Below are 19,743 nucleotides of genomic sequence, written 5' to 3'. Positions count from 1 at the left end.
TATGTTGTCATCTTTTTCAATTTCATTAATGCATCAGCTCACTAATTGGCTGCTTGAACCAGTAATTTGGTTGCTGATCTTAATGGTATTCTTATCGATTTGGGAAGCAGGGCAAGCAATTGGAGAGCGGTTTGACGGATTAAAACAGTTGGCTGAAAAAGCAACTATTAATCAAGTTGAAAAATTAGCTAGAAAACGTATTGAGCGAGCTGATTTTATTACTCGAATTTCACCGATGCTGGGTTTGATGGGTACTCTAATCCCGCTTGGGCCTGGCCTGGCAGCTTTAGGTGATGGTGAACTGAAAATTTTAACTACGGCAATGACGGTTGCATTCGATACTACGGTTATGGGGTTGTTGGCAGGTATTTTCGGTTTTGTTTTAGCTCGGCTTCGACGACGCTGGTACAGCGATTTACTTGATGAAATGGATCTTCAGCAACAAGTTTCGTTAGCAAACCACCAAGCTTCTCAACAATTTGACGAACAAACAAATACGCCCAGTCAATCAACAGTCGCAGCGATTAGTGCACAGAAAACGATAAAGGTGGCATCCGATGGTTGATCGATTTAGCCGAAACCGGTTTGATGAACAGGATGCTGAGCCAATGGGGCCAATGGCTAATCTGCTGGATATCATGCTGGTGTTTGCTTGTGGGTTGATTGCTGCATTAGTTGCTGCCAGCCCAGATTTAAAACAGCATTTTCAGAAAACAGAAATCCAGCAGGGTAGAGAATTGCCGCAAGTTCCGCAAGGTATTCAACAAGCAGGTAGCGGTTATCAAGCGGTTGGTAAGGTCTATAAAGATCCCAAAACAGGCAAGCTGATTTTGATTGGGGAAGGTAACTAAAAGCTTGGAAAGTTTGAGCCATAATTGAAAGCCCTGTTCAGGGCTTTTCATTAAGATTAGTTACAGGCTCAATTGTTAATTAATTATTTTCGATATATCGATGAATTCGTAATGAAGGGATAAAAACTTCTTCTTCGATTTTTTTGTCCAAGCGTTCCAATCGATCTGCACGAGAAGGCTGAGCGCTGCAGGGTCGAAAATCGGGTAGTTTTTGGTTTGCTAGGTCGGGATACAATATTGGCAGCGAACCTTTAATCATTTGCCGGCGAATTTGATCTTGTTCTTTAAACACCAAATTGACTCGGCGATGAGGGGTTAGTTGTTGAACCTGGGCAAGCAAAGTGTCCGCAGTTAAGGTTTGCAGTTTGGCCAGCTGAACTTCTTTTGCATCGCTGTCGGGTCTTTTTAATAGCATTTCTATTGCTTTGGATGTTTTGATTTTCTTTATTGCCCGAGTGTTGGCCCAACTCCAGCTTACCTTGAGTGGCTTTTGTTCTAGCACGGTTATTTGCCGATAGCACTGGCGAAGATTCAAACGAGCCAGACCATGTCGATTGAGCGTTTCATATGCTTCAACATTTCTTAATTTTAATATTTGTTCAATGCTCGCGGTGAGGCTTTCTTCATCGCGCTTAATTTTTTCTGTTTTTAATTGTTGCATCAGTTTTTCAAAGCGCTGCTTTGCTGCATTGAGCTGCGTAGCAATTGAGAGGGTTTCTGCAGTGCAGGCGAGCAGCCCAGGCATGGTGATCGTGTTGCGAGATGGTTGCTCATCGAGGTACTGATATTGATTGAAGATTTTTATTGCAGCGCTTTGAGCTGGTTGGTTAAAAGATGCTTCGCCATCAGGTAGTTGTACCCAAGCTGCGAAATTCTTCTGTGCTGCGATTGAGCCACCCAGCTGCTGGCTCAGGCTTAGCAGCTGCTCCAACGAAGTAATTAGATCAGCAATCATGTTAATTTCCATGGTTAATATACCATTATCATTGTTGATGTTGGCTTGTTTTGCAAGCAGTTGGTCATGCTGTGAGGTTAATTCAGGTTAGCCGGGCTTGGTAGTGTTGCTAGTTGTTGCGTCAGGATAGATCGGTTAATTATCGCTATTTCGCCTGAGCTGTAAGGTGCAGTGGTGAATCATTGTCATCACAGGGCCGTTATATAGGTGCGGTGTATCGTAGGGTAAGTGATTTTGAAATAGTTAAGCGGCTAAATGGTTTTGCACTGAATCTATCAGAGTATTTAATTTTCGGTATAATTTTCGGTGTTTTGCGGTGTAGGAAATTAAATTTGTAGCCGAAATGCTCTACTTGGAAAAGTGAAAGTGATCCCAAGTCAACTGAAAGCTTATTTTTGTTTTTTAGGCTATTTGCTTTAGTGCAATAAATTATATTCACTTTTATGTGACGGAATGGCGAACTCAAACGGTATGTTCCGAGCATGGATGCGCCAATTAAAGCGACGTAGACGCAGAATGCTGGAGCCAGACGTCAACAGCATTAGTGGATTCAAAGACAGAAATACTTTGATTCAGTTGTTTGCTGATTTAGTTGGTGCAATGGGTGTCTGTGATTATGAAAAAGTGGACGCTTGAATGGCGATGTCAGGTATGTAAGGCAGAAGTGAGCCGAGTTTGCTCATAAAAAAACGGAAACCAAAAGAGGTTTCCGTTTTTAAATAATGCGAATTAATTATTTACAGCTTCGCGCAATGACTTGCCTGCTTTAAATGCGACTGACTTGGATGCAGGTATTTTAATGCTTTTACCGGTTTGAGGATTATGGCCATTTCTTGCAGCACGTTTGCGTAACTGGAAGCTGCCAAAGCCAATCAAACTAACATCTTCGCCTTTGGAAACCGCTTGGGTAATGGTTTCTACGATAGCGTTAACCGCTTTTGCAGCTTGAGCTTTACTTAATTCAGCTTGGTCTGCCACAGCAGCAATCAATTCTGGTTTTTTCAAGGTGATTTCTCCCTGTTGTATAAAGGCTTCCTGCCCGGTTTCGCCGGGTCAAACAACCCGTCTGCTGTAAAGATAGATCGAACAAAATGAAATGCCAGAATATTTATAAGTAACATTGTCCTAATGAGCCGCTTGCATTGGACTTTTGCCAGTCTCTTTCAAAGTCATATCTCATTCTTTGCGCCATGGCAGGGCTCTCTGTAGTAATCCAATGTCCCGGTCTAATCATGGTTGCAAAGCCATTTTCACCAGTTATAAAAAAGCTTTCAGCACAGAATGGCCTTGATAGTCGGCGGACTCGAACCAAACTAGGTGCCTTGCGGCTTAATCGTGCCAAGTCTTTGCAGTTATGGACAAACATAGGCCCGTCACAAACCAAGATAGAAACGCGGCATTGATTTTTAATCAAGCGGGCTACGATATGCTCGTTGAGTGCTTTTTTGAGGCTTTGATCAGCTAGTTCGGGCCGGTAAATTTTTAATGAATTGCCGCAACGACCTAATAGGCTGTCTAGATAGTCCAGGCTACTGCGAAAATCTTCACTTTTATTAATTGGCTCGGAGCTGTATGTGGCTAGTTTAAATCTACTCATGACGCGCAACCTTTTTGCTGGCGTCCCTGTCCTGAAAATCCCTGTTTATTACGTTGAGGATAGACGGATTAGTGAGATTACGTTTATAGCGTTTGAGGTAGAGATGGTGCCGTTGAGCAGTGAGACGGCTAGTTGACTAGCCGTCTGTACTGGTTGAGCATTGAATGTTTTAAATTTTGGATGCTTGGTCGGACGCATTGCCGGTATAGGTGGCTGGTGTCATATCGATTAAACCTTGCTTAGCAGACTCTGGCATATTCAAAGTTGCAACAAATTCAGCAATGGTTTGTTTGTCGATATTTTTTCCGCGGGTGAGTGCCTTAAGTTTTTCGTAAGGCTTCTCGATACCATAACGGCGCATCACGGTTTGTATCGGTTCCGCTAATACTTCCCAACTGCTATCTAGATCATCAGCTAGTGCTTGGCTGTTGAGCTTCAGTTTGGAGATGCCTTTAAGCGTTGATTCAAAAGCAATCAAGCTATAAGCAAAACCACTGCCCAGATTTCTTAAAACAGTTGAATCAGTCAAGTCACGCTGCCAGCGGGAAATAGGTAACTTGGCAGACAGATGCCCCATGACGGCATTAGCCATGCCCAAGTTACCTTCTGAGTTTTCAAAGTCAATTGGATTGACCTTGTGCGGCATAGTAGACGAGCCTACTTCGCCTTCAATGGTTCTTTGCTTGAAATATCCCAGCGAAATATAACCCCAAATATCGCGGTTAAAATCGATCAGGATGGTATTAAAGCGCGCCATTGCATCAAACAATTCAGCAATATAATCGTGTGGCTCTATCTGAGTGGTGTAAGGATTAAACTGCAGCCCTAAGCCTTCGATAAATTGCTTGGCATGATTTTGCCAGTCAATCTCTGGGTAGCTTGCCAGGTGAGCGTTGTAGTTACCTACTGCGCCATTGGTTTTGCCCAGAAATTCAACTCGAATTAATTGTGCATGCTGACGCTTTAAACGATAAGCAACATTTGCCATTTCCTTACCCATGGTGGTGGGTGAGGCTGTTTGGCCATGGGTCCGTGACAACATGGGCGCGTTAGCAAATTCTTTGGCTAATTGCTCAATAGCACCAATTAGGCGCTCAATCAAAGGAAGTACGACCTGGTCCATCGCTTCTTTAAGCATTAAGCCATGTGACAGATTGTTAATATCTTCCGATGTGCAAGCGAAGTGAACAAATTCACTGACCGCATTGAGCTCTTGGCAATCAGCAATGTGTTCCTTGATCAAATACTCCACTGCTTTCACGTCGTGATTGGTGGTGCGTTCGATCTCTTTAACCCTTTGGGCCATCGACTCAGAAAATTCATTTTCCAATTGGTCGAGAACCTCTAAAGCATCCTGACTAAATGCAGGTACTTCTTCGATTGCAGGATTTTCTGCGAGAGACTTCAACCAGCGAGATTCGACTTTTACCCGATTACGTATCAGGCCAAATTCGCTCAGCATGGTTCTGAGTGCACTTGTTTTGCCGCCATAGCGACCATCGATTGGGGAAATTGCGGTGAGACTGGAGAGTTCCATCGGGTCCTGCCCTCGTACTGCCTGATAGGAGTTTTGGGGCGCCATACTACCCCAAGCTGTTGTTTAACGGCAGTCGTTTATGGTTTTATCTGAAAAAATTCTCAAGGCTCAGAGAACTGTCAAGTCGGTTGATCAAGCTTTTCATTAACTTTCACGCTCAATAAGGGTAAAATAGTCGCCCCCGGGTCGATATCAGTCAGTTTTTTGCTGCCAAACAAGAACAAACTACTGAATCGAGCCATTTTGGTTTCATGATCGACAGACAGCTGCCTAGTAGTGTGTCAATCATGTCTTTTGCTTGCTGGACGGGTCTCAAGACCCTGTAGATGAGGGGATAAAAGTCGTGCTAGAACAATATCGTCAACATGTAGAGGAACGTGCAGCGCAAGGTGTGCCACCAAAGCCACTGGATGCTGAACAAACAGCTGGCCTAGTTGAGTTACTGAATAATGCCCCGGCTGGCGAAGCGCCATTTTTGCTAGATCTTTTGGAAAATCGTATTCCTCCTGGGGTTGATGAAGCTGCTTATGTAAAAGCAGTCTTTTTATCCGCGATTGCAAAAAGTGAGCAAAGCTGCGCCCTAGTAAGCAAACAGAAAGCTGTTCAATTATTGGGAATGATGCAGGGTGGCTATAACGTTGCCACCATGGTTGAGTTGCTAGATGACGCTGAATTGTCTGAATTGGCTGCTAAAGAGCTCAAGCACACCTTATTAGTGTTTGATGCGTTCCATGACGTTAAAGAAAAAGCAGATGCCGGAAATGCCAATGCCCAAGCGGTATTGCAGTCATGGGCTGATGCGGAATGGTTCCTTAACAAATCTGAAGTACCAGAAAGCCTGAAAGTTGCGGTATTTAAAGTCACCGGTGAGACCAATACCGATGATCTTTCTCCTGCGCCTGATGCTTGGTCTCGTCCAGATATTCCTTTGCACGCTCGTGCTGCATATAAAATGGAGCGCGATGGCCTGACCCCGCAAGAGCAGGGTGTTACTGGACCGATGGCTCAGATAGAAGAGATTAAAGCCAAGGGTATCCAAGTTGCCTTTGTGGGAGATGTTGTTGGTACTGGCTCTTCGCGGAAATCTGCAACCAATTCTGTTTTGTGGTTCTTTGGCGAAGACTTACCTGGCGTGCCTAACAAGCGCGGTGGCGGTATTTGTATCGGTAACAAAGTTGCACCAATTTTCTTCAATACCATGGAAGATGCTGGAGCGCTGGTTTTTGAAGCGCCAGTTGATGATTTGAATATGGGCGACGTGATTGAAGTTCGCCCATATGACGGCAAAATTCTTTCAGAATCAGGTGCTGTGTTATCTGAATTTTCTCTGAAAACAGATGTGCTGTTAGATGAAGTTCGCGCCGGTGGCCGTATTCCGCTGATCATTGGTCGTGGTTTGACCGATCGTGCACGTGAAGCTTTAGGTCTGGGTACTTCTGAAGTGTTCCGTCGCCCAGCTGCAGTAGAAGCAAGCGATAAAGGCTTCTCACTGGCGCAAAAAATGGTGGGTAAGGCTTGCGGCGTAGAAGGTGTTCGTCCAGGTCAATACTGCGAACCAAAAATGACTACGGTTGGCTCGCAAGATACCACTGGTCCTATGACCCGTGATGAGCTGAAAGATTTGGCTTGCTTGGGCTTTAGTGCTGATTTAGTGATGCAGTCTTTCTGTCACACAGCAGCTTATCCAAAGCCAGTTGATGTACAGATGCAGCACACCTTGCCTGATTTCATCATGAACCGTAGCGGTGTTGCGCTACGTCCGGGTGATGGTGTTATTCACTCGTGGCTCAACCGCATGTTGTTGCCAGATACAGTGGGTACTGGTGGCGACTCGCACACCCGTTTCCCAATGGGTATCTCTTTCCCCGCAGGCTCTGGTTTAGTGGCGTTTGCTGCCGCTACCGGCGTTATGCCATTGGATATGCCAGAGTCAATTCTGGTTAAATTCAAAGGCGAAATGCAACCAGGTATTACCCTGCGTGACTTGGTTCATGCCATTCCTTACTACGGCATCAAGCAAGGTCTGCTGACAGTAGAGAAGAAAGGTAAGATCAACGAATTCTCAGGTCGAGTACTGGAAATCGAAGGTCTGAATAGCTTGAGCGTTGAACAAGCATTTGAATTGTCTGACGCCTCTGCAGAACGTTCTGCAGCAGGTTGTACCATCACGTTGTCTGAAGATTCAGTTGCTGAATACCTTAAATCAAACATCATCATGTTGCGTTGGATGATTGCTGAAGGTTACGGCGATGTCCGTACTCTGGAGCGTCGTGCCAAAGCAATGGAAGATTGGTTAGCTGATCCTAAATTGATGCGCAGCGATGCAGATGCAGAATATGCGCATGTGATTGAGATCGATCTGGCGGACATCAAAGAGCCAATCGTATGCTGCCCGAATGACCCGGATGACGCTCGCTTGTTATCTGATGTATCTGGTAACAAGGTTGATGAAGTATTCATCGGTTCTTGTATGACCAATATTGGCCACTTCCGTGCAGCAGGTAAAATGCTGGAGCAACATAGTGGTGGTTTGAGTACTCGTTTCTGGGTGGCACCGCCAACCAAGATGGACCAAGCGCAGCTGATGGAAGAGGGCTATTACAACATCTTCGGTCGTGCCGGTGTTCGTACTGAAATGCCAGGTTGTTCATTGTGCATGGGTAACCAGGCGCGAGTTGGTGACAATACCACGGTAATGTCGACTTCCACGCGTAACTTCCCTAACCGTTTAGGAACAGGTGCCAATGTTTACCTAGCATCTGCTGAGCTAGCTTCAGTCGGTGGTATTTTAGGTCGCATACCTACCCCTGCTGAATATCAGGAATATGCGGCTAGTCTGAACGGCATGGCCAGTGAGATTTACCAATACCTGAACTTCGATAAAATGGATCAATATACTTCCAAGGCTGCAAAAGCTGAAGAAATCACCCTGAAGAATCTGCCAGCATAGGCAGCTTTCTTTAGCGTTTTAATCAAGAGCATTTTGATTGAACGTATTTTGATCGAAAAAACCCGCAATGAGAATTGCGGGTTTTTTTTGCGCTAAATAATAATTAAGCAATAGCTTAATTATTATTTACTGATAGATGTTTTGAATTAGCGGCTTGAATTTTTTTGAGTTAATTTGTGTTGTCGAAATCTTTTCCAATTAGAGAATGGATCTTGACTGTGTTAGCTGCGATAGACAACTAGAAGTGCACATGGAGGTGCTCTAGATTTTACTCCTAACGAAAGCAGAGAAATAATTATGAAAAGCTTTTTATTATTGTGCACTGCAGCATTATTTATCGTGGCTTGCGGGCAGGCCGATCATTCTGTAGATCCCGACGAAATATCTGCCATTGATGACGCTGCGGAAATGCAGGAATCTGTTAACGCTTACCAAGCCAGTGGATTGTCATCTGATGGCACTGGTGGGTCGTCGTTTTATGGAGATTGGCGAGATGGAGCAATCGCCGTATCGTCTAGAGATGGATGGGGGACGCCGTGGAACATTCAAAGGTGGATGAGCGGTTACGGACTCCATTACAGGAATAACCCTTTTAATATCATTGCTCGCTATGGTCCGCTGGGAAGATCTGAGCATGTACTCAGACAACGGGCTTATTTGTTTGAGGAAGAAAATGGCGTGCGTTATGCGATCATCCCGCATGGCACCAAGAGATACCTTGTATATCCTTCAGGCCTGGAATACAGAGCTGGCGTGCAATATCTAGCCATGGTTGAAATTCCATATAGAGTGCTAGACGATACCAAACTGAAGAAGCTAATGACGTTCGGTTGGGAAACTGATTTAGCTGTGCCTGCCGACATTGAAGATTCGTTTATTTATAACGGAGAAGTTTATACCGTCACACAAAATGGCAACATTTATAAAATTAAAAAGTTTAACCCTCAAGGGCCCAGTGAAGATAAATATGTTGGCCTGGAATTAGACGAATCAGCAGGTGTAGTTCAGTTAACTTTATATAGAGATGCTTACAATTCTAGGTCTGTAGTTTTTGCTGATGATGAAATAATTGGTCGATTTAACCCTGTAGATGTGATGCTAGAAGTATTTGAAAATACTCGCAGAGAGATTAGTGCAGATTGGAATGTGAGTGATAACGGAACGCAAATGGAAAAAGAAGGGTTAACTTCAGCAGAAATAGCTAAAGAAGGCACTTTGTTTGGGCCCATTCGCAATCCTACCAGCACATTTGTATTTGCTAGTGCACCGGACGTTGAACTTACTATTATTGGCGGATCTCAAGCGTATGTATCGGGTGCGTATAACCTGACTCTGAATTCAGGGTGGGGGATTAATTTAGGGCATGCTGGTCAGACTGAAGATATTATAATTACATATCAACTTCCTCTTGCCCCTGCTCCTGAGTCTGTTCCAGAACCTGCAATCATATGTACAGAAAGCATAAATATATGGCAGGGAGATACTCGGCTTGGAATAACGTCTTTTTTCAGATACTACGATGAAGAAGATGAAGCTAACTTAATCGCATCGAAAATAAATTCTGTAAGAATTTTAAGATCATCTCCTGACTTAAGCAGAATCCACTTCGGTGCTGAAGCGGAAGTTTTTTATGATAACGCAGCTGACATATATGAAGTTCGCATTTTATTGAGACCTCATATTTATGAGTATGACGGAACCTACGAATTACATGTAGGAGTACTTTGCGGTTCAGATACTTACCTAGAGGTTGATGAAGAAGGAATAAAATCTATCTTAACTCAAGGGTTATATGCTTCAGCAGTATACAGGGCGTACCAAGGCAAGTTTATATTTAACGGGGTGAAGTACGCTCAAACAGATGGAAGTATCCATAAAGTTGCTGCTAATGGTATTTACGATCCTGCAGGACCAAGAATCGAATTGTACAACTACTCAAGCTATCGTACCCCCCTGGCTGGTGGCCTGTTCTATAGTCCAGGTTTTATTATCCCTTATGTCGTTCAATATGATGAGACGCATGGGTGGTACAAACAATTCACCTATTACGCCGCAGAATATCTTACGCTCAATGACGGCGATCTGACGGAACTTTTTAACGATACATTTAATTAATCGAGTGTTTGGCCGAGAATAATGCATTTTTAATACTGTTGTTCTCGGTCATCACTTACTAGTTTTTTAAAATTGTACCACTCAAAGCTTTAGTGGTACTCGCTACAATTAATTTCGATGAATTAACTATTTAACTTCAAGTTATCATATTCTTATCAATCATGGGTATATCAAAGATCTTTACCATGTTGATAAGGGAAACCTTTCTAAAAATAGGTGTCTCTCTAGAGATTAAATTCACTCATGCATCTGTAAGTGTTGGTGTTTTTTTTATTTAGTATTTAATTTATTAAACAATGGCTTAGTTCGTATTTACTGGTAGGTGTTTTGAGTCGGTGGATTGAATTTTTAGTTGATTTATGTTGTTGAAATCTTTTCCAATAGAGAATAGATCCTGACCGTGTTAGCTTCGATGGATAACTAGCGGTATACGTGGAGGGGTTCTAGGTTTTACTTCTGACGAAAGCAGAGAAATAATTATGAAAAGCTTTTTATTATTATGCACTGCAGCATTATTTATCGTGGCTTGCGGGCAGGCCGATCATTCTGTAGATCCCGACGAAATATCTGCCATTGATGACGCTGCGGAAATGCAGGAATCTGTTAACGCTTACCAAGCCAGTGGATTGTCATCTGATGGCACTGGTGGGTCGTCGTTTTATGGAGATTGGCGAGATGGAGCAATCGCCGTATCGTCTAGAGATGGATGGGGGACGCCGTGGAACATTCAAAGGTGGATGAGCGGTTACGGACTCCATTACAGGAATAACCCTTTTAATATCATTGCTCGCCATGGTCCGCTGGGAAGATCTGAGCATGTACTCAGACAACGGGCTTATTTGTTTGAGGAAGAAAATGGCGTGCGTTATGCGATCATCCCGCATGGCACCAAGAGATACCTTGTATATCCTTCAGGCCTGGAATACAGAGCTGGCGTGCAATATCTAGCCATGGTTGAAATTCCATATAGAGTGCTAGACGATACCAAACTGAAGAAGCTAATGACGTTCGGTTGGGAAACTGATTTAGCTGTGCCTGCCGACATTGAAGATTCGTTTATTTATAACGGAGAAGTTTATACCGTCACACAAAATGGCAACATTTATAAAATTAAAAAGTTTAACCCTCAAGGGCCCAGTGAAGATAAATATGTTGGCTTAGAATTAGACGAATCAGCAGGTGAAGTTCAAATAACTTTGCATAGGGGTATTTACAACTCTAGATCTGTAGTTTTTGCTGATGATGAAATAATTGGTCGATTAAACCCTGCAGATGTAATGCTAGAAGTATTTGAAAATATTCGCAGAGAGATTAGTGCTGGTTGGAGAATAACTTATTACGGAACGCAAATGGAAAAAAGCGGATTAACTTTGGCGCAATCTGGCCATGTGTTTGATTTGTTTGGAGAAAATCGCAACCGTACTAATGCCTTCGCTTTGGCTAGTTCACCCGAAGTTGAAATTGATATTGCTTACAATGGATCATCCTTTTTTTCATCAGGCGGGTATTATAGATCAACCCTGAGCTTAGGGAGTGGTGGTTTAGATCTTAATGGACGTACTGAAGATATTATCGTTACCTACGAGATTCCTCTCAATACTGGACCTGAAGAACTTAAATGTAGAGAGTCTTTAGGGATATGGGGTGTAGATTTCGGAAATTTCGGAAACGGACCTGATATAAGGGGATTCAGGTATTTCGACACTATAGAAAAAGCTAACATGGTGGCGGAGCAGGTGAATCGTCTTGGAAATATCGCCGTATATTCAGGAAGTGCATTTTTTCCAGCTAGCGCTATTGTTATTCCTCTAGGAGTAGCAAGTTATAAGATTGAGATTATTCCTTTAGGATTTAATCCTTTTATTTACAACCTTCCTGCCGAGGTAGATGCAATTGGTGCTTGCGAATTTTACTTGGAAGTTGATGAAGATGGGATAAAATCCATCTTAGCTCAAGGACTTTACAATCCAGAAGTACATAGTACTTACAACGGTAAGTTTATGTTCAACGGAGTACGATACGTTCAAACAGATGGAATCATCTACAAAGTTAATGCTAGTGGTGTTTACGATTCAGCAGGGCCAAGAATCGAATTATACAGCTACCCAAATCATCGCATTCCTTTTGCTGGTGGTCGGTTCTTCAGCCCAGACTTTGAAACTACCGCCAGCCTTCTTGATGGAAGCGATTATAACGTTCAATATGACGAGACATATGGATGGTACGATCAATACGTTAGCGAGTATATCAGGATCAATAGTGGTGATATGACTGAAATTTTTAACGACATATTTAACTAACTAAAATAGTGGTTGACCGAGAATAGCAATTTGTTCCGGTGCTATTCTCGGTCACAATTTATTCATCAATCCTTTCAAATATCAATCGCACTAAACTGAAGTTGGGGTTCTTGTGAGTTTTTCATGGGAATTTTGCGCTGAGCGTTTGCCAGGAACAAGCTGTATAAGGGCCTTGGAATTAAATAATACACCGGTTGCTAATTATTCAGCTTTACCTGTGAACATATGAGGGAATTCTATAGTTTTGCTCTCCCTGCCTATGGATACCCGCCTTCCATGGCGAGCATGACGGAGTGGCTAATGAAGCGCTGTAGTTTACAACATACTCCGAGCCGTCATTCCGGAATCTATGTGCCAGGGATGGTAGCTCCGCTCCAGAAAAATCATTTCAAAAACTGAAACCGTTTAGGGTAATTTAAAATTTCTGCGGCCCTAAATACGATTTTATCGATTCAAAGAAGAATCAAAAAAAACATCTGTTTAAAGTGTCTGTCGATTTTTTTATTGCAAGTGAACGAAGTATTTTGGCTTGATTCTTTTTAGATAGAATGTTTTGTCAAATATAGTGCAGAAAATTATTTTTTAGAGTAGTTAAAGAATGGAAATAAATCATAGGCTCGTGTCGAAATAGCATTGCTGCCCAATCTCTCAGGCAGCAATAATAATCAACTATTAAGAAAACACTCGATTCTCTTGTTCCATCACTCGAATAAATGTGGTTCGACGTGATAGCTCTTTTAATTTCGCTGCACCAACATAGGTGCAGGTTGAGCGAACGCCGCCGAGAATATCTTTAATGGTTTCTTCAACTGGCCCGCGGTAGGGCACCTTGACGGTTTTACCTTCTGAGGCCCGATAATTAGCAACGCCGCCAGCGTGTTTGCTCATCGCAGTGGTTGAGCTCATGCCATAAAACAGTTTGAATTGCTTGCCATCTTGCTCGACCAGTTCGCCATCGGATTCATCGTGGCCGGCTAACATGCCGCCGAGCATTACGAAGTCTGCACCGGCGCCAAAGGCTTTTGCCACATCACCCGGGCAAGAGCAGCCGCCATCAGAAATAATCTGTCCGCCTAAGCCGTGGGCTGCATCGGCACATTCGATAACGGCTGATAACTGCGGATAGCCAACACCGGTTTTCATCCGTGTGGTACAAACCGAGCCAGGGCCAATACCCACTTTTACAATATCAGCACCAGACAAAATGAGTTCTTCAACCATTTCTCCGGTGACAACATTGCCAGCAACAATGATTTTGTCGGGAAAGTGTTGCCTGGCTTTACGAACGTAATCGACAAAGTGCTGGGAGTAGCCGTTAGCGACATCGATGCAGATGAAGCGCAGCTTGGGCAAGGCAGTGAGGACTTGTTGCAGTTTTTCAAAGTCGCTGTCAGAAGTGCCAGAACTGACCATCAAATAGTTATAGATCTCAGGTGATAAGCCCTTGGCAAAACTCTGCCACTGCTCAAGAGAATAGTGTTTGTGAACGGCGGTAAGCATTTGTTCGCTGGCCAGCGCTAGGGCCATTTCGAAGGTGCCAACGGTATCCATATTGGCAGCGACTACCGGCACGCCGGTCCAGTCTCCGCCTGCATGGCGCAGTAAGAAGGTTCGTTCTAGCGAGACTTGTGAGCGGCTCTTGAGAGTGGAGCGCTTAGGGCGAATTAAAACGTCTTTAAAGCCGAGTTTGATTTCAGTTTCTACGTGCATGCCAGTTTCCATTTTAAACAGAAGAAAAAAATAGGTAGCACGTATAGAGGTGATTTCGTGGAGGTAAGCTGGCAGCTAAGACTATGGATAATAAAGTGCCATTAACAACCTGTTTTTTAGTTATCAGTAAATATACCAATAACTAAGCCGCAGAACCGCTTCTATACGGCATCATTATAGGGAGAAAGTCCTTTGATGCAACAGAAAAAAGTTACAGTTGAAGGGTTTTTATTTAGGGCTGATTTTAGTTGAGTGATCCATTGGTTGCATTGCAGTTTGTAATGTTTGATCGCAATTCGAGCCAGTGGTAGGTGCTCGCTAGCGGCTAATAGATCATGGGCCGCTGGGGCTAAATAGTGGTGAATTGAAAACTGATTGTGATTCTTTTGTCCCGAGCGGTTTTTTATCTTGGCAGGTAACCGTTAAAATGGCCGCCTTTTGCAGTTGATCGCGGCACAGCTTGTTTGCTAGGTGATTCGCCGGGTCCAATCCGTCTGGAGTAATGGTATGAGTGATAGGCAAGATGATATCTACGCCCATCAGCATGATGTAGTCGAAGCTTTTCGGTTTGATGAGCAAGTTGTTAATGTCTTTCCGGATATGATTCGTCGTTCGGTGCCCGGTTATCCCACCATTATTTCGATGATTGGTTATCTGGCAGAGCGGTATGCTCAGCCGGGTAGTCACTGTTATGACTTAGGGTGTTCTCTAGGTGCTGCCAGTTTGTCGATGCGAGATAATATTCCCCATGCCGATTGTAAAATTATTGCGCTAGATAATTCCCAAGCAATGGTCGAAAAGTGTCGAGTGCTATTGCTTGATCAAGCAGGGAAATCGAAAGTTGACGTAAAACTGGGTGATATTCGCCAGCAGGAAATCAAAAATGCATCAGTGGTGGTGCTGAACTTCACGCTGCAATTTATTGACCGAATTGATCGTGATCTATTAATTCAGAAAATTTATGATGGATTGAAACCCGGTGGCATTTTAATTCTGTCAGAAAAATTAGCATTTTCTGATGGCCGTGTGCACGACATGCAAACCGATATGTATTACAACTTCAAACGTTTGAATGGTTATTCTGAAATGGAAATTAGCCAAAAGAGAAATGCGCTAGAAAATGTATTAACGCCAGATACATTAGAAGTGCATCAACAACGGTTGCGCCAATCTGGTTTTGCCAGTTGTGATGTGTGGTTCCAATGTTTTAACTTTTGTTCGATGGTCGCTATTAAAGTTTAATCTGCGTTTGCCATTGCTGTTAAATAAAACCTTTTATTGAGAAAATTTGATGATCGTAGATTATAGCGAGTTGTATCGTCAGTTTGATGGGCCATTAGAAGCCTGGAAAGAAATTTTACCTGCCCAGTTAGCTGACGCTTGGGATGAAAAGAAGAACGGTAATTTAAAGCGTTGGTTGCCCGTATTCGATACGATCCCGCAAATAGTGGCTAAAAATGTCGATTTGAATGCGGATTGGTTAAAGGTAGGCGATGAGTCTGAAGTTTCAGCAGAGCAACGACAGCAGTTATTTGATGGTTTAAAGCAGCTTATGCCTTGGCGGAAAGGCCCATACGAATTGTTTGGCGTGCCGTTAGACACTGAATGGCGTTCTGACTGGAAATGGCAGCGGGTATTGCCACACCTTGACGATCTGCAGGGGCGGAGGATTCTTGATGTAGGTTGCGGTAGTGGTTATCACTGCTGGCGAATGCGTGGTGCTGGTGCTTCGATGGTTGTGGGCATCGATCCGAGTATGTTGTTTGCTTGTCAGTTTGAATTATTTAAAAAATATATTGATGATTCGTCGGTGCATTTTTTACCTTTAGGTATCGAAGCAGTACCTCAAAGCTTGCAAGCATTTGATACTGTATTTTCGATGGGGGTTTTATATCATCGGCGCGCTCCAATTGATCATATTTTGGAATTAAAAAGCTGCTTGCGCCCGGGTGGTCAATTAGTCTTAGAAACCTTGGTTGTTGATGGAGATCAGTGTCAAATTCTGATGCCAGAAGATCGTTACGGAAAGATGAGAAATGTTTGGTTTATCCCTTCAGTAGATATGTTGATTTTGTGGCTTAATCGGTGTGGTTTTTCTAATGTCCGTGCTGTCGATCTTTCACAGACAAGTATTCAAGAGCAGCGCGCTACAGAATGGATGCAATACGAGTCGTTATCTGATTATTTGGATCCTGAAGATCCAAGTAAAACAGTTGAAGGTTATCCTGCACCATTACGTGTAGTTATACTGGCTGATAAAAAATAGAAACATCGTTTGAAAACTCATCATTTAATGGTTGATCCTTGTCAAGGTTGTAAGGCAGGTGACAGGGTATTGTTAATTCAACGCTGCTGCCGTCATATATTTTTTGTTGCAGTCAATCAGTTATGTTTAGGTCAGCCTGCTGACCGCACCAGTTGCTCTCCGGTGTAAACCTTTGCCCAGCTTTGCTGGGCTTTTTTTATTCCAATATTTAATATTCCTCATATTTAGATTTTCATATATTTGTTTTCCCATATATTCGTCATTGGAAATAATAAATTCCTCAGGCGACTGACTGGTATTTAATATTTGAAAATTTATTGTCGACATAAAAAAAGCCCTGAATTAAACAAGGCTTTTAGTGGTTTTGTTTGGTCTGAATTTAGTGGCTAAACTGGCCAAGCAATTTTTGCTGTTGCTGGGATTGATCTAGTAGCGACTGGCTGATTCGATCAACGTCTGAAGCGCTTTGTGTGAATGCTGAAGAAGCATCGCGAATTGCAACCGCATTTTGATTAATCTCTTCTGTTACCGACGATTGCTGTTCAGCAGCGCTAGCGATTTGTATATTCATGCCGGAGATTTGCTCAATAGTGCCACTAATTTGTTCCAGCGCATTCCTAGCTTGTTCGGCTTTTTTGACGCTTTCATAGGCGCTAGTACCACTGGATTCAATTACTAGAACGGTCTGTTCGGTTTTTTCGCGCAGCTCACCAATCATGGTTTTAATTTCACGAGTAGCATCCTGGGTTCTGGAGGCCAGGCTGCGAACTTCATCGGCAACGACTGCAAAACCACGTCCTTGCTCACCGGCTCTGGCAGCTTCAATAGCAGCATTCAATGCCAGTAAATTGGTTTGTTCGGCAATCGAGCTAATTACGCTGGTAATCGACTCGATACCTTCGCTGTGTTCAGCCAGTAAATTAACCGAATGATGCGCCTGTTCCAGTTGCTTAGCGAGTTGATCGATTGTTGCTGAAGTATCTGCGACTACTTCACGACCAACAACGGTGTTTTGACTTGCTTCAGCTGTATGCTGCGCGGCCAGTTGTGCATTTTGAGCAACTTCTGCCGCAGAGGCGGCCATTTCATTCATCGCCGTTGCTAGCTGATCGGTTTCCTGTTGCTGCTGATTAATATGGCCAGCGGCATCGCCAGCGATTTGCTGTGCCTGGCTGCTACTGGTTAATAATGAGCCGCCCATATCTTGTATTTGATGCACGAGATTTTGTAGTGAACTCATAAAATGATTAAAGTCTTCAGCCAGTTCTTGAAATTCATCGCCGCTATTGGCTGGAATTCTTTGGCTCAAATCAGCTTGTCCGCTACCAATTTGTTTCATTGCGTTGCCAATGGTTTTCATTGGAAGCAGTAGGCGGCTAATAATTAACTGGTAAATAAACAGGCAAGTCAGCGCAGTACCAATGGTAAAGAAAATTGCCATGTTACGAAGCTGGTAGACACCTGCGTAAGCCTTGTCATGGTTAATGACGACACCCACTTTCCAATCAATTCCTTCAACCGAAACTGAAGAAAAGGTCAGTGCCTGTTCTTCGGTTGTTGTCATGGTTTTTTGAATTGTACTGGAAAGAGTTGGGCGATTAGTAAATAGATCTGCAACCGTTTTACCATTAAAAGAGGTATCTGGGTGGCTGATTATCTTTCCTTGACCAGTAATTAAAAATGCATACCCGGCATCACCTAATGGGTGCTTATCAAGGATGTCTAATAGCGAATCTAGTTCGATTTTTCCATTTACCACGCCATTAATGCCTCGGCTATCAGTTAATGGTGTGCCAATTGCTAGCATCAGCTTGCCAGTTTTGGTATCGAGATATGGATTTTTAACATTAATGCCGCCTTTTGCTCTGGCTTCTTTGTACCAAGAGCGTTTCCTGGCGTCATAGCCTTTTTTATTAAAGGGGTAATTAATAATCAGGTTTGGTCGATCTTCTAATCCTAGGTAAGCAACAGAAAATTCTTGTTTTAAAATAGGTAAGTCGATTAGTTTTTGTATTTGTTGGTCATTAGTGGATTGGCTAATGCCTTGCTGAAGGGTCAGAATCAGTGTTTCTTTCCCTGATACCCATGTGCCAATATGATCGGCCATGCTAGTTGCTGTGCTTTGTAGTCTTTTTTCAACAGTAGTGGTGGTTTCGTTATAACTGTTGATATAGAGAACGGTAGATAATGCCGCAATAGCACCGGTTGCGATTAACGTGCTGGTTAATACCAGTTTGTGAGAGAATTTCATCGCACGAAGTCCAGAGGTTGATTTCTTGCTGGTTGTATCGGCGGGTAACAGAAAAGCTTTAGTGTTTTAGATAAAGAAACAAAGAAATGTCATGTTGCTAACAAGCCTTTGCTTACCAACATAAATCGACCGTACCAGCTGCCGCTGTTTTAACGCCTAGATAGTTATAAGTCAAAGCGCCACATTCAGCGTCACCATTAGCAGGTGTTGCGGTGATAGTGTATTCAGTAGCATTAGTTGTGGCGGTGGCATTGGTTGAAACTGTAATTTTATGTTGGCCACTTGGGGATATGCCTTCTTTAGGGCCGTTGGGAAGAGCAGTATCGACAGGACGAATAGCATTATGTAACGCAGTGATATCATCGGTGTAGCTTTGTTGCTTGAGCAATCGCGCTTCTTGTTTTTGAGCAACAATGGACAGAATGCTAACTGCTTCCTTGCGATAGCTCTTTCGTAATGATTGTTGGTATGAGGGCCAAGCGATACTGGCTAAAATACCCACCACAGCAACAACTATCATCAGCTCGATTAAAGTAAATCCATTTTTTTTCATGTCAGCTGATTCCGGGTTTGTATGATTTACGAGCACGAACTAGAGCTAGGGGTAGTGATAATAATTAGCCCGCTATTTTCTATAGTGATCTGTCGTATTTGATCGTTGTTCTTGAGGCAAAACCAATTGGTGCCAGTATTGGCAACATAACCATCAGGATGAAAGCTAATGATGTTAGCTGAATTTGGGCTCAAACTTGATGTGATTATAAGGTTGTCAAATTCCGATTGCTGGCGAATTAATTCGTGAGTAGATGCAACATAAGAAGAGCCATCTCGGGTGGTATCTTGATAGACACGAGTGCCATCGACCCAATCGGTTGAACTACCTGACTTTCCTAGGGTGACGGTAGTGTTGCGCCGCACTGCTTCATTTCTGGCCAGTCGAAGTTGAGCTACAAAAAGGTCAACGCCACCATCAACAGAGTTTCGCTGGATCAGATTGTTATAAGAAGGGGCTGCAATCGTAGTCAGAATCGCTAATAGAGCGATCACGATCATCAGCTCTATTAGAGTGACCCCTTTCTGAGAAAAATGTAAGTAACGAATCATCATAAAATTTACTTATATATTTGTTATATGAATTAATTAATGCAATAGCAGTGCTTTGGCAAGCCAATGCAATATGACCGCCAAACATACCGTGATCGGCGGTCAGG

General features: G+C 43.2%; 17 protein-coding genes. 8 read left to right on the top strand and 9 right to left on the bottom strand.

Going from position 1 to position 19,743, the window contains the following annotated elements; all coding sequences use genetic code 11:
* The first annotated feature begins 1 nt into the window (after position 1).
* Together DC094_RS00545 and DC094_RS00540 are read left to right on the top strand one after the other, a co-directional pair.
* Entirely contained in the window at positions 2-565 is a 564-nt protein-coding gene (locus DC094_RS00545) for a MotA/TolQ/ExbB proton channel family protein (RefSeq protein WP_116685155.1), read from the top strand.
* Positions 558-851 (top strand): DUF2149 domain-containing protein, encoded by a 294-nt coding sequence (locus DC094_RS00540; RefSeq protein WP_116685154.1) that lies wholly within the window; start codon positions 558-560, stop codon positions 849-851. Before DC094_RS00545 ends, DC094_RS00540 begins: the two co-directional genes overlap by 8 nt.
* Before the next feature lie 79 nt (positions 852-930).
* On the opposite strand, the gene DC094_RS00535 is transcribed toward DC094_RS00540, so the two are convergent.
* Positions 931-1,806 (bottom strand): DNA replication terminus site-binding protein, encoded by an 876-nt coding sequence (locus DC094_RS00535; RefSeq protein WP_133245419.1) that lies wholly within the window; start codon positions 1,804-1,806, stop codon positions 931-933.
* 453 nt (positions 1,807-2,259) lie between these two features.
* Here DC094_RS00535 and DC094_RS21820 point away from each other — a divergent pair, with 453 nt between their 5' ends.
* Positions 2,260-2,442, top strand: coding sequence for a hypothetical protein (locus DC094_RS21820; protein WP_133245418.1), 183 nt, complete (start codon positions 2,260-2,262; stop codon positions 2,440-2,442).
* Between the two features lie 93 nt (positions 2,443-2,535).
* Here DC094_RS21820 and DC094_RS00530 read toward each other — a convergent pair whose 3' ends face one another.
* From DC094_RS00530 to DC094_RS22660, 4 genes are all read right to left on the bottom strand, one after another.
* Entirely contained in the window at positions 2,536-2,832 is a 297-nt protein-coding gene (locus DC094_RS00530; RefSeq protein WP_369406194.1) for an HU family DNA-binding protein, read from the bottom strand.
* 82 nt (positions 2,833-2,914) lie between these two features.
* On the bottom strand, positions 2,915-3,403 hold the full coding sequence (locus DC094_RS00525; protein WP_116685151.1) for a DUF7931 domain-containing protein: 489 nt from the start codon (positions 3,401-3,403) through the stop codon (positions 2,915-2,917).
* A 169-nt stretch (positions 3,404-3,572) separates the two neighbouring features.
* On the bottom strand, positions 3,573-4,940 hold the full coding sequence (purB, locus tag DC094_RS00520) for an adenylosuccinate lyase (protein WP_116685150.1): 1,368 nt from the start codon (positions 4,938-4,940) through the stop codon (positions 3,573-3,575).
* Between the two features lie 119 nt (positions 4,941-5,059).
* A complete protein-coding gene (locus DC094_RS22660; RefSeq protein ID WP_255420849.1) occupies positions 5,060-5,182 on the bottom strand; it encodes a hypothetical protein in 123 nt (40 codons plus the stop codon).
* 101 nt (positions 5,183-5,283) lie between these two features.
* Here DC094_RS22660 and acnB point away from each other — a divergent pair, with 101 nt between their 5' ends.
* The 3 genes from acnB (at position 5,284) to DC094_RS00505 (ending at position 12,305) form a co-directional block, all read left to right on the top strand.
* Positions 5,284-7,890 carry a bifunctional aconitate hydratase 2/2-methylisocitrate dehydratase gene (gene acnB / locus DC094_RS00515; protein ID WP_116685149.1) on the top strand — a complete coding sequence of 869 codons (2,607 nt, stop codon included), beginning with the start codon at positions 5,284-5,286 and terminating at the stop codon, positions 7,888-7,890.
* Positions 7,891-8,187: 297 nt separating this feature from the next.
* Positions 8,188-10,005 (top strand): hypothetical protein, encoded by a 1,818-nt coding sequence (locus DC094_RS00510; protein ID WP_116685148.1) that lies wholly within the window; start codon positions 8,188-8,190, stop codon positions 10,003-10,005.
* Positions 10,006-10,484: 479 nt separating this feature from the next.
* Entirely contained in the window at positions 10,485-12,305 is a 1,821-nt protein-coding gene (locus tag DC094_RS00505) for a hypothetical protein (protein WP_116685147.1), read from the top strand.
* Between the two features lie 672 nt (positions 12,306-12,977).
* Here the strand turns inward: DC094_RS00505 and guaC are convergent.
* Entirely contained in the window at positions 12,978-14,015 is a 1,038-nt protein-coding gene (guaC, locus tag DC094_RS00500) for a GMP reductase (protein ID WP_116686146.1), read from the bottom strand.
* Positions 14,016-14,522: 507 nt separating this feature from the next.
* Between guaC and cmoA the strand changes: the two genes are divergently transcribed.
* A complete protein-coding gene (gene cmoA, locus DC094_RS00490; protein ID WP_116685145.1) occupies positions 14,523-15,257 on the top strand; it encodes a carboxy-S-adenosyl-L-methionine synthase CmoA in 735 nt (244 codons plus the stop codon).
* Between the two features lie 49 nt (positions 15,258-15,306).
* Positions 15,307-16,281, top strand: coding sequence for a tRNA 5-methoxyuridine(34)/uridine 5-oxyacetic acid(34) synthase CmoB (cmoB, locus tag DC094_RS00485; RefSeq protein ID WP_116685144.1), 975 nt, complete (start codon positions 15,307-15,309; stop codon positions 16,279-16,281).
* A gap of 379 nt (positions 16,282-16,660) precedes the next feature.
* On the opposite strand, the gene DC094_RS00475 is transcribed toward cmoB, so the two are convergent.
* From DC094_RS00475 to DC094_RS00465, 3 genes are all read right to left on the bottom strand, one after another.
* Positions 16,661-18,532, bottom strand: a complete 1,872-nt coding sequence (locus tag DC094_RS00475; RefSeq protein WP_116685142.1) for a methyl-accepting chemotaxis protein — start codon at positions 18,530-18,532, stop codon at positions 16,661-16,663.
* Positions 18,533-18,644: 112 nt separating this feature from the next.
* Positions 18,645-19,085, bottom strand: coding sequence for a type IV pilin protein (locus DC094_RS00470; protein ID WP_116686145.1), 441 nt, complete (start codon positions 19,083-19,085; stop codon positions 18,645-18,647).
* Positions 19,086-19,111: 26 nt separating this feature from the next.
* Positions 19,112-19,639 carry a GspH/FimT family pseudopilin gene (locus DC094_RS00465; RefSeq protein ID WP_116686144.1) on the bottom strand — a complete coding sequence of 176 codons (528 nt, stop codon included), beginning with the start codon at positions 19,637-19,639 and terminating at the stop codon, positions 19,112-19,114.
* Positions 19,640-19,743 lie beyond the last annotated feature (104 nt).

It is taken from the genome of Pelagibaculum spongiae, from assembly GCF_003097315.1.
GTDB lineage: Bacteria > Pseudomonadota > Gammaproteobacteria > Enterobacterales > Pelagibaculaceae > Pelagibaculum > Pelagibaculum spongiae.
Note: the sequence above shows the minus strand (reverse complement) of the source record. Positions and strands in the feature narration are given on the sequence as shown.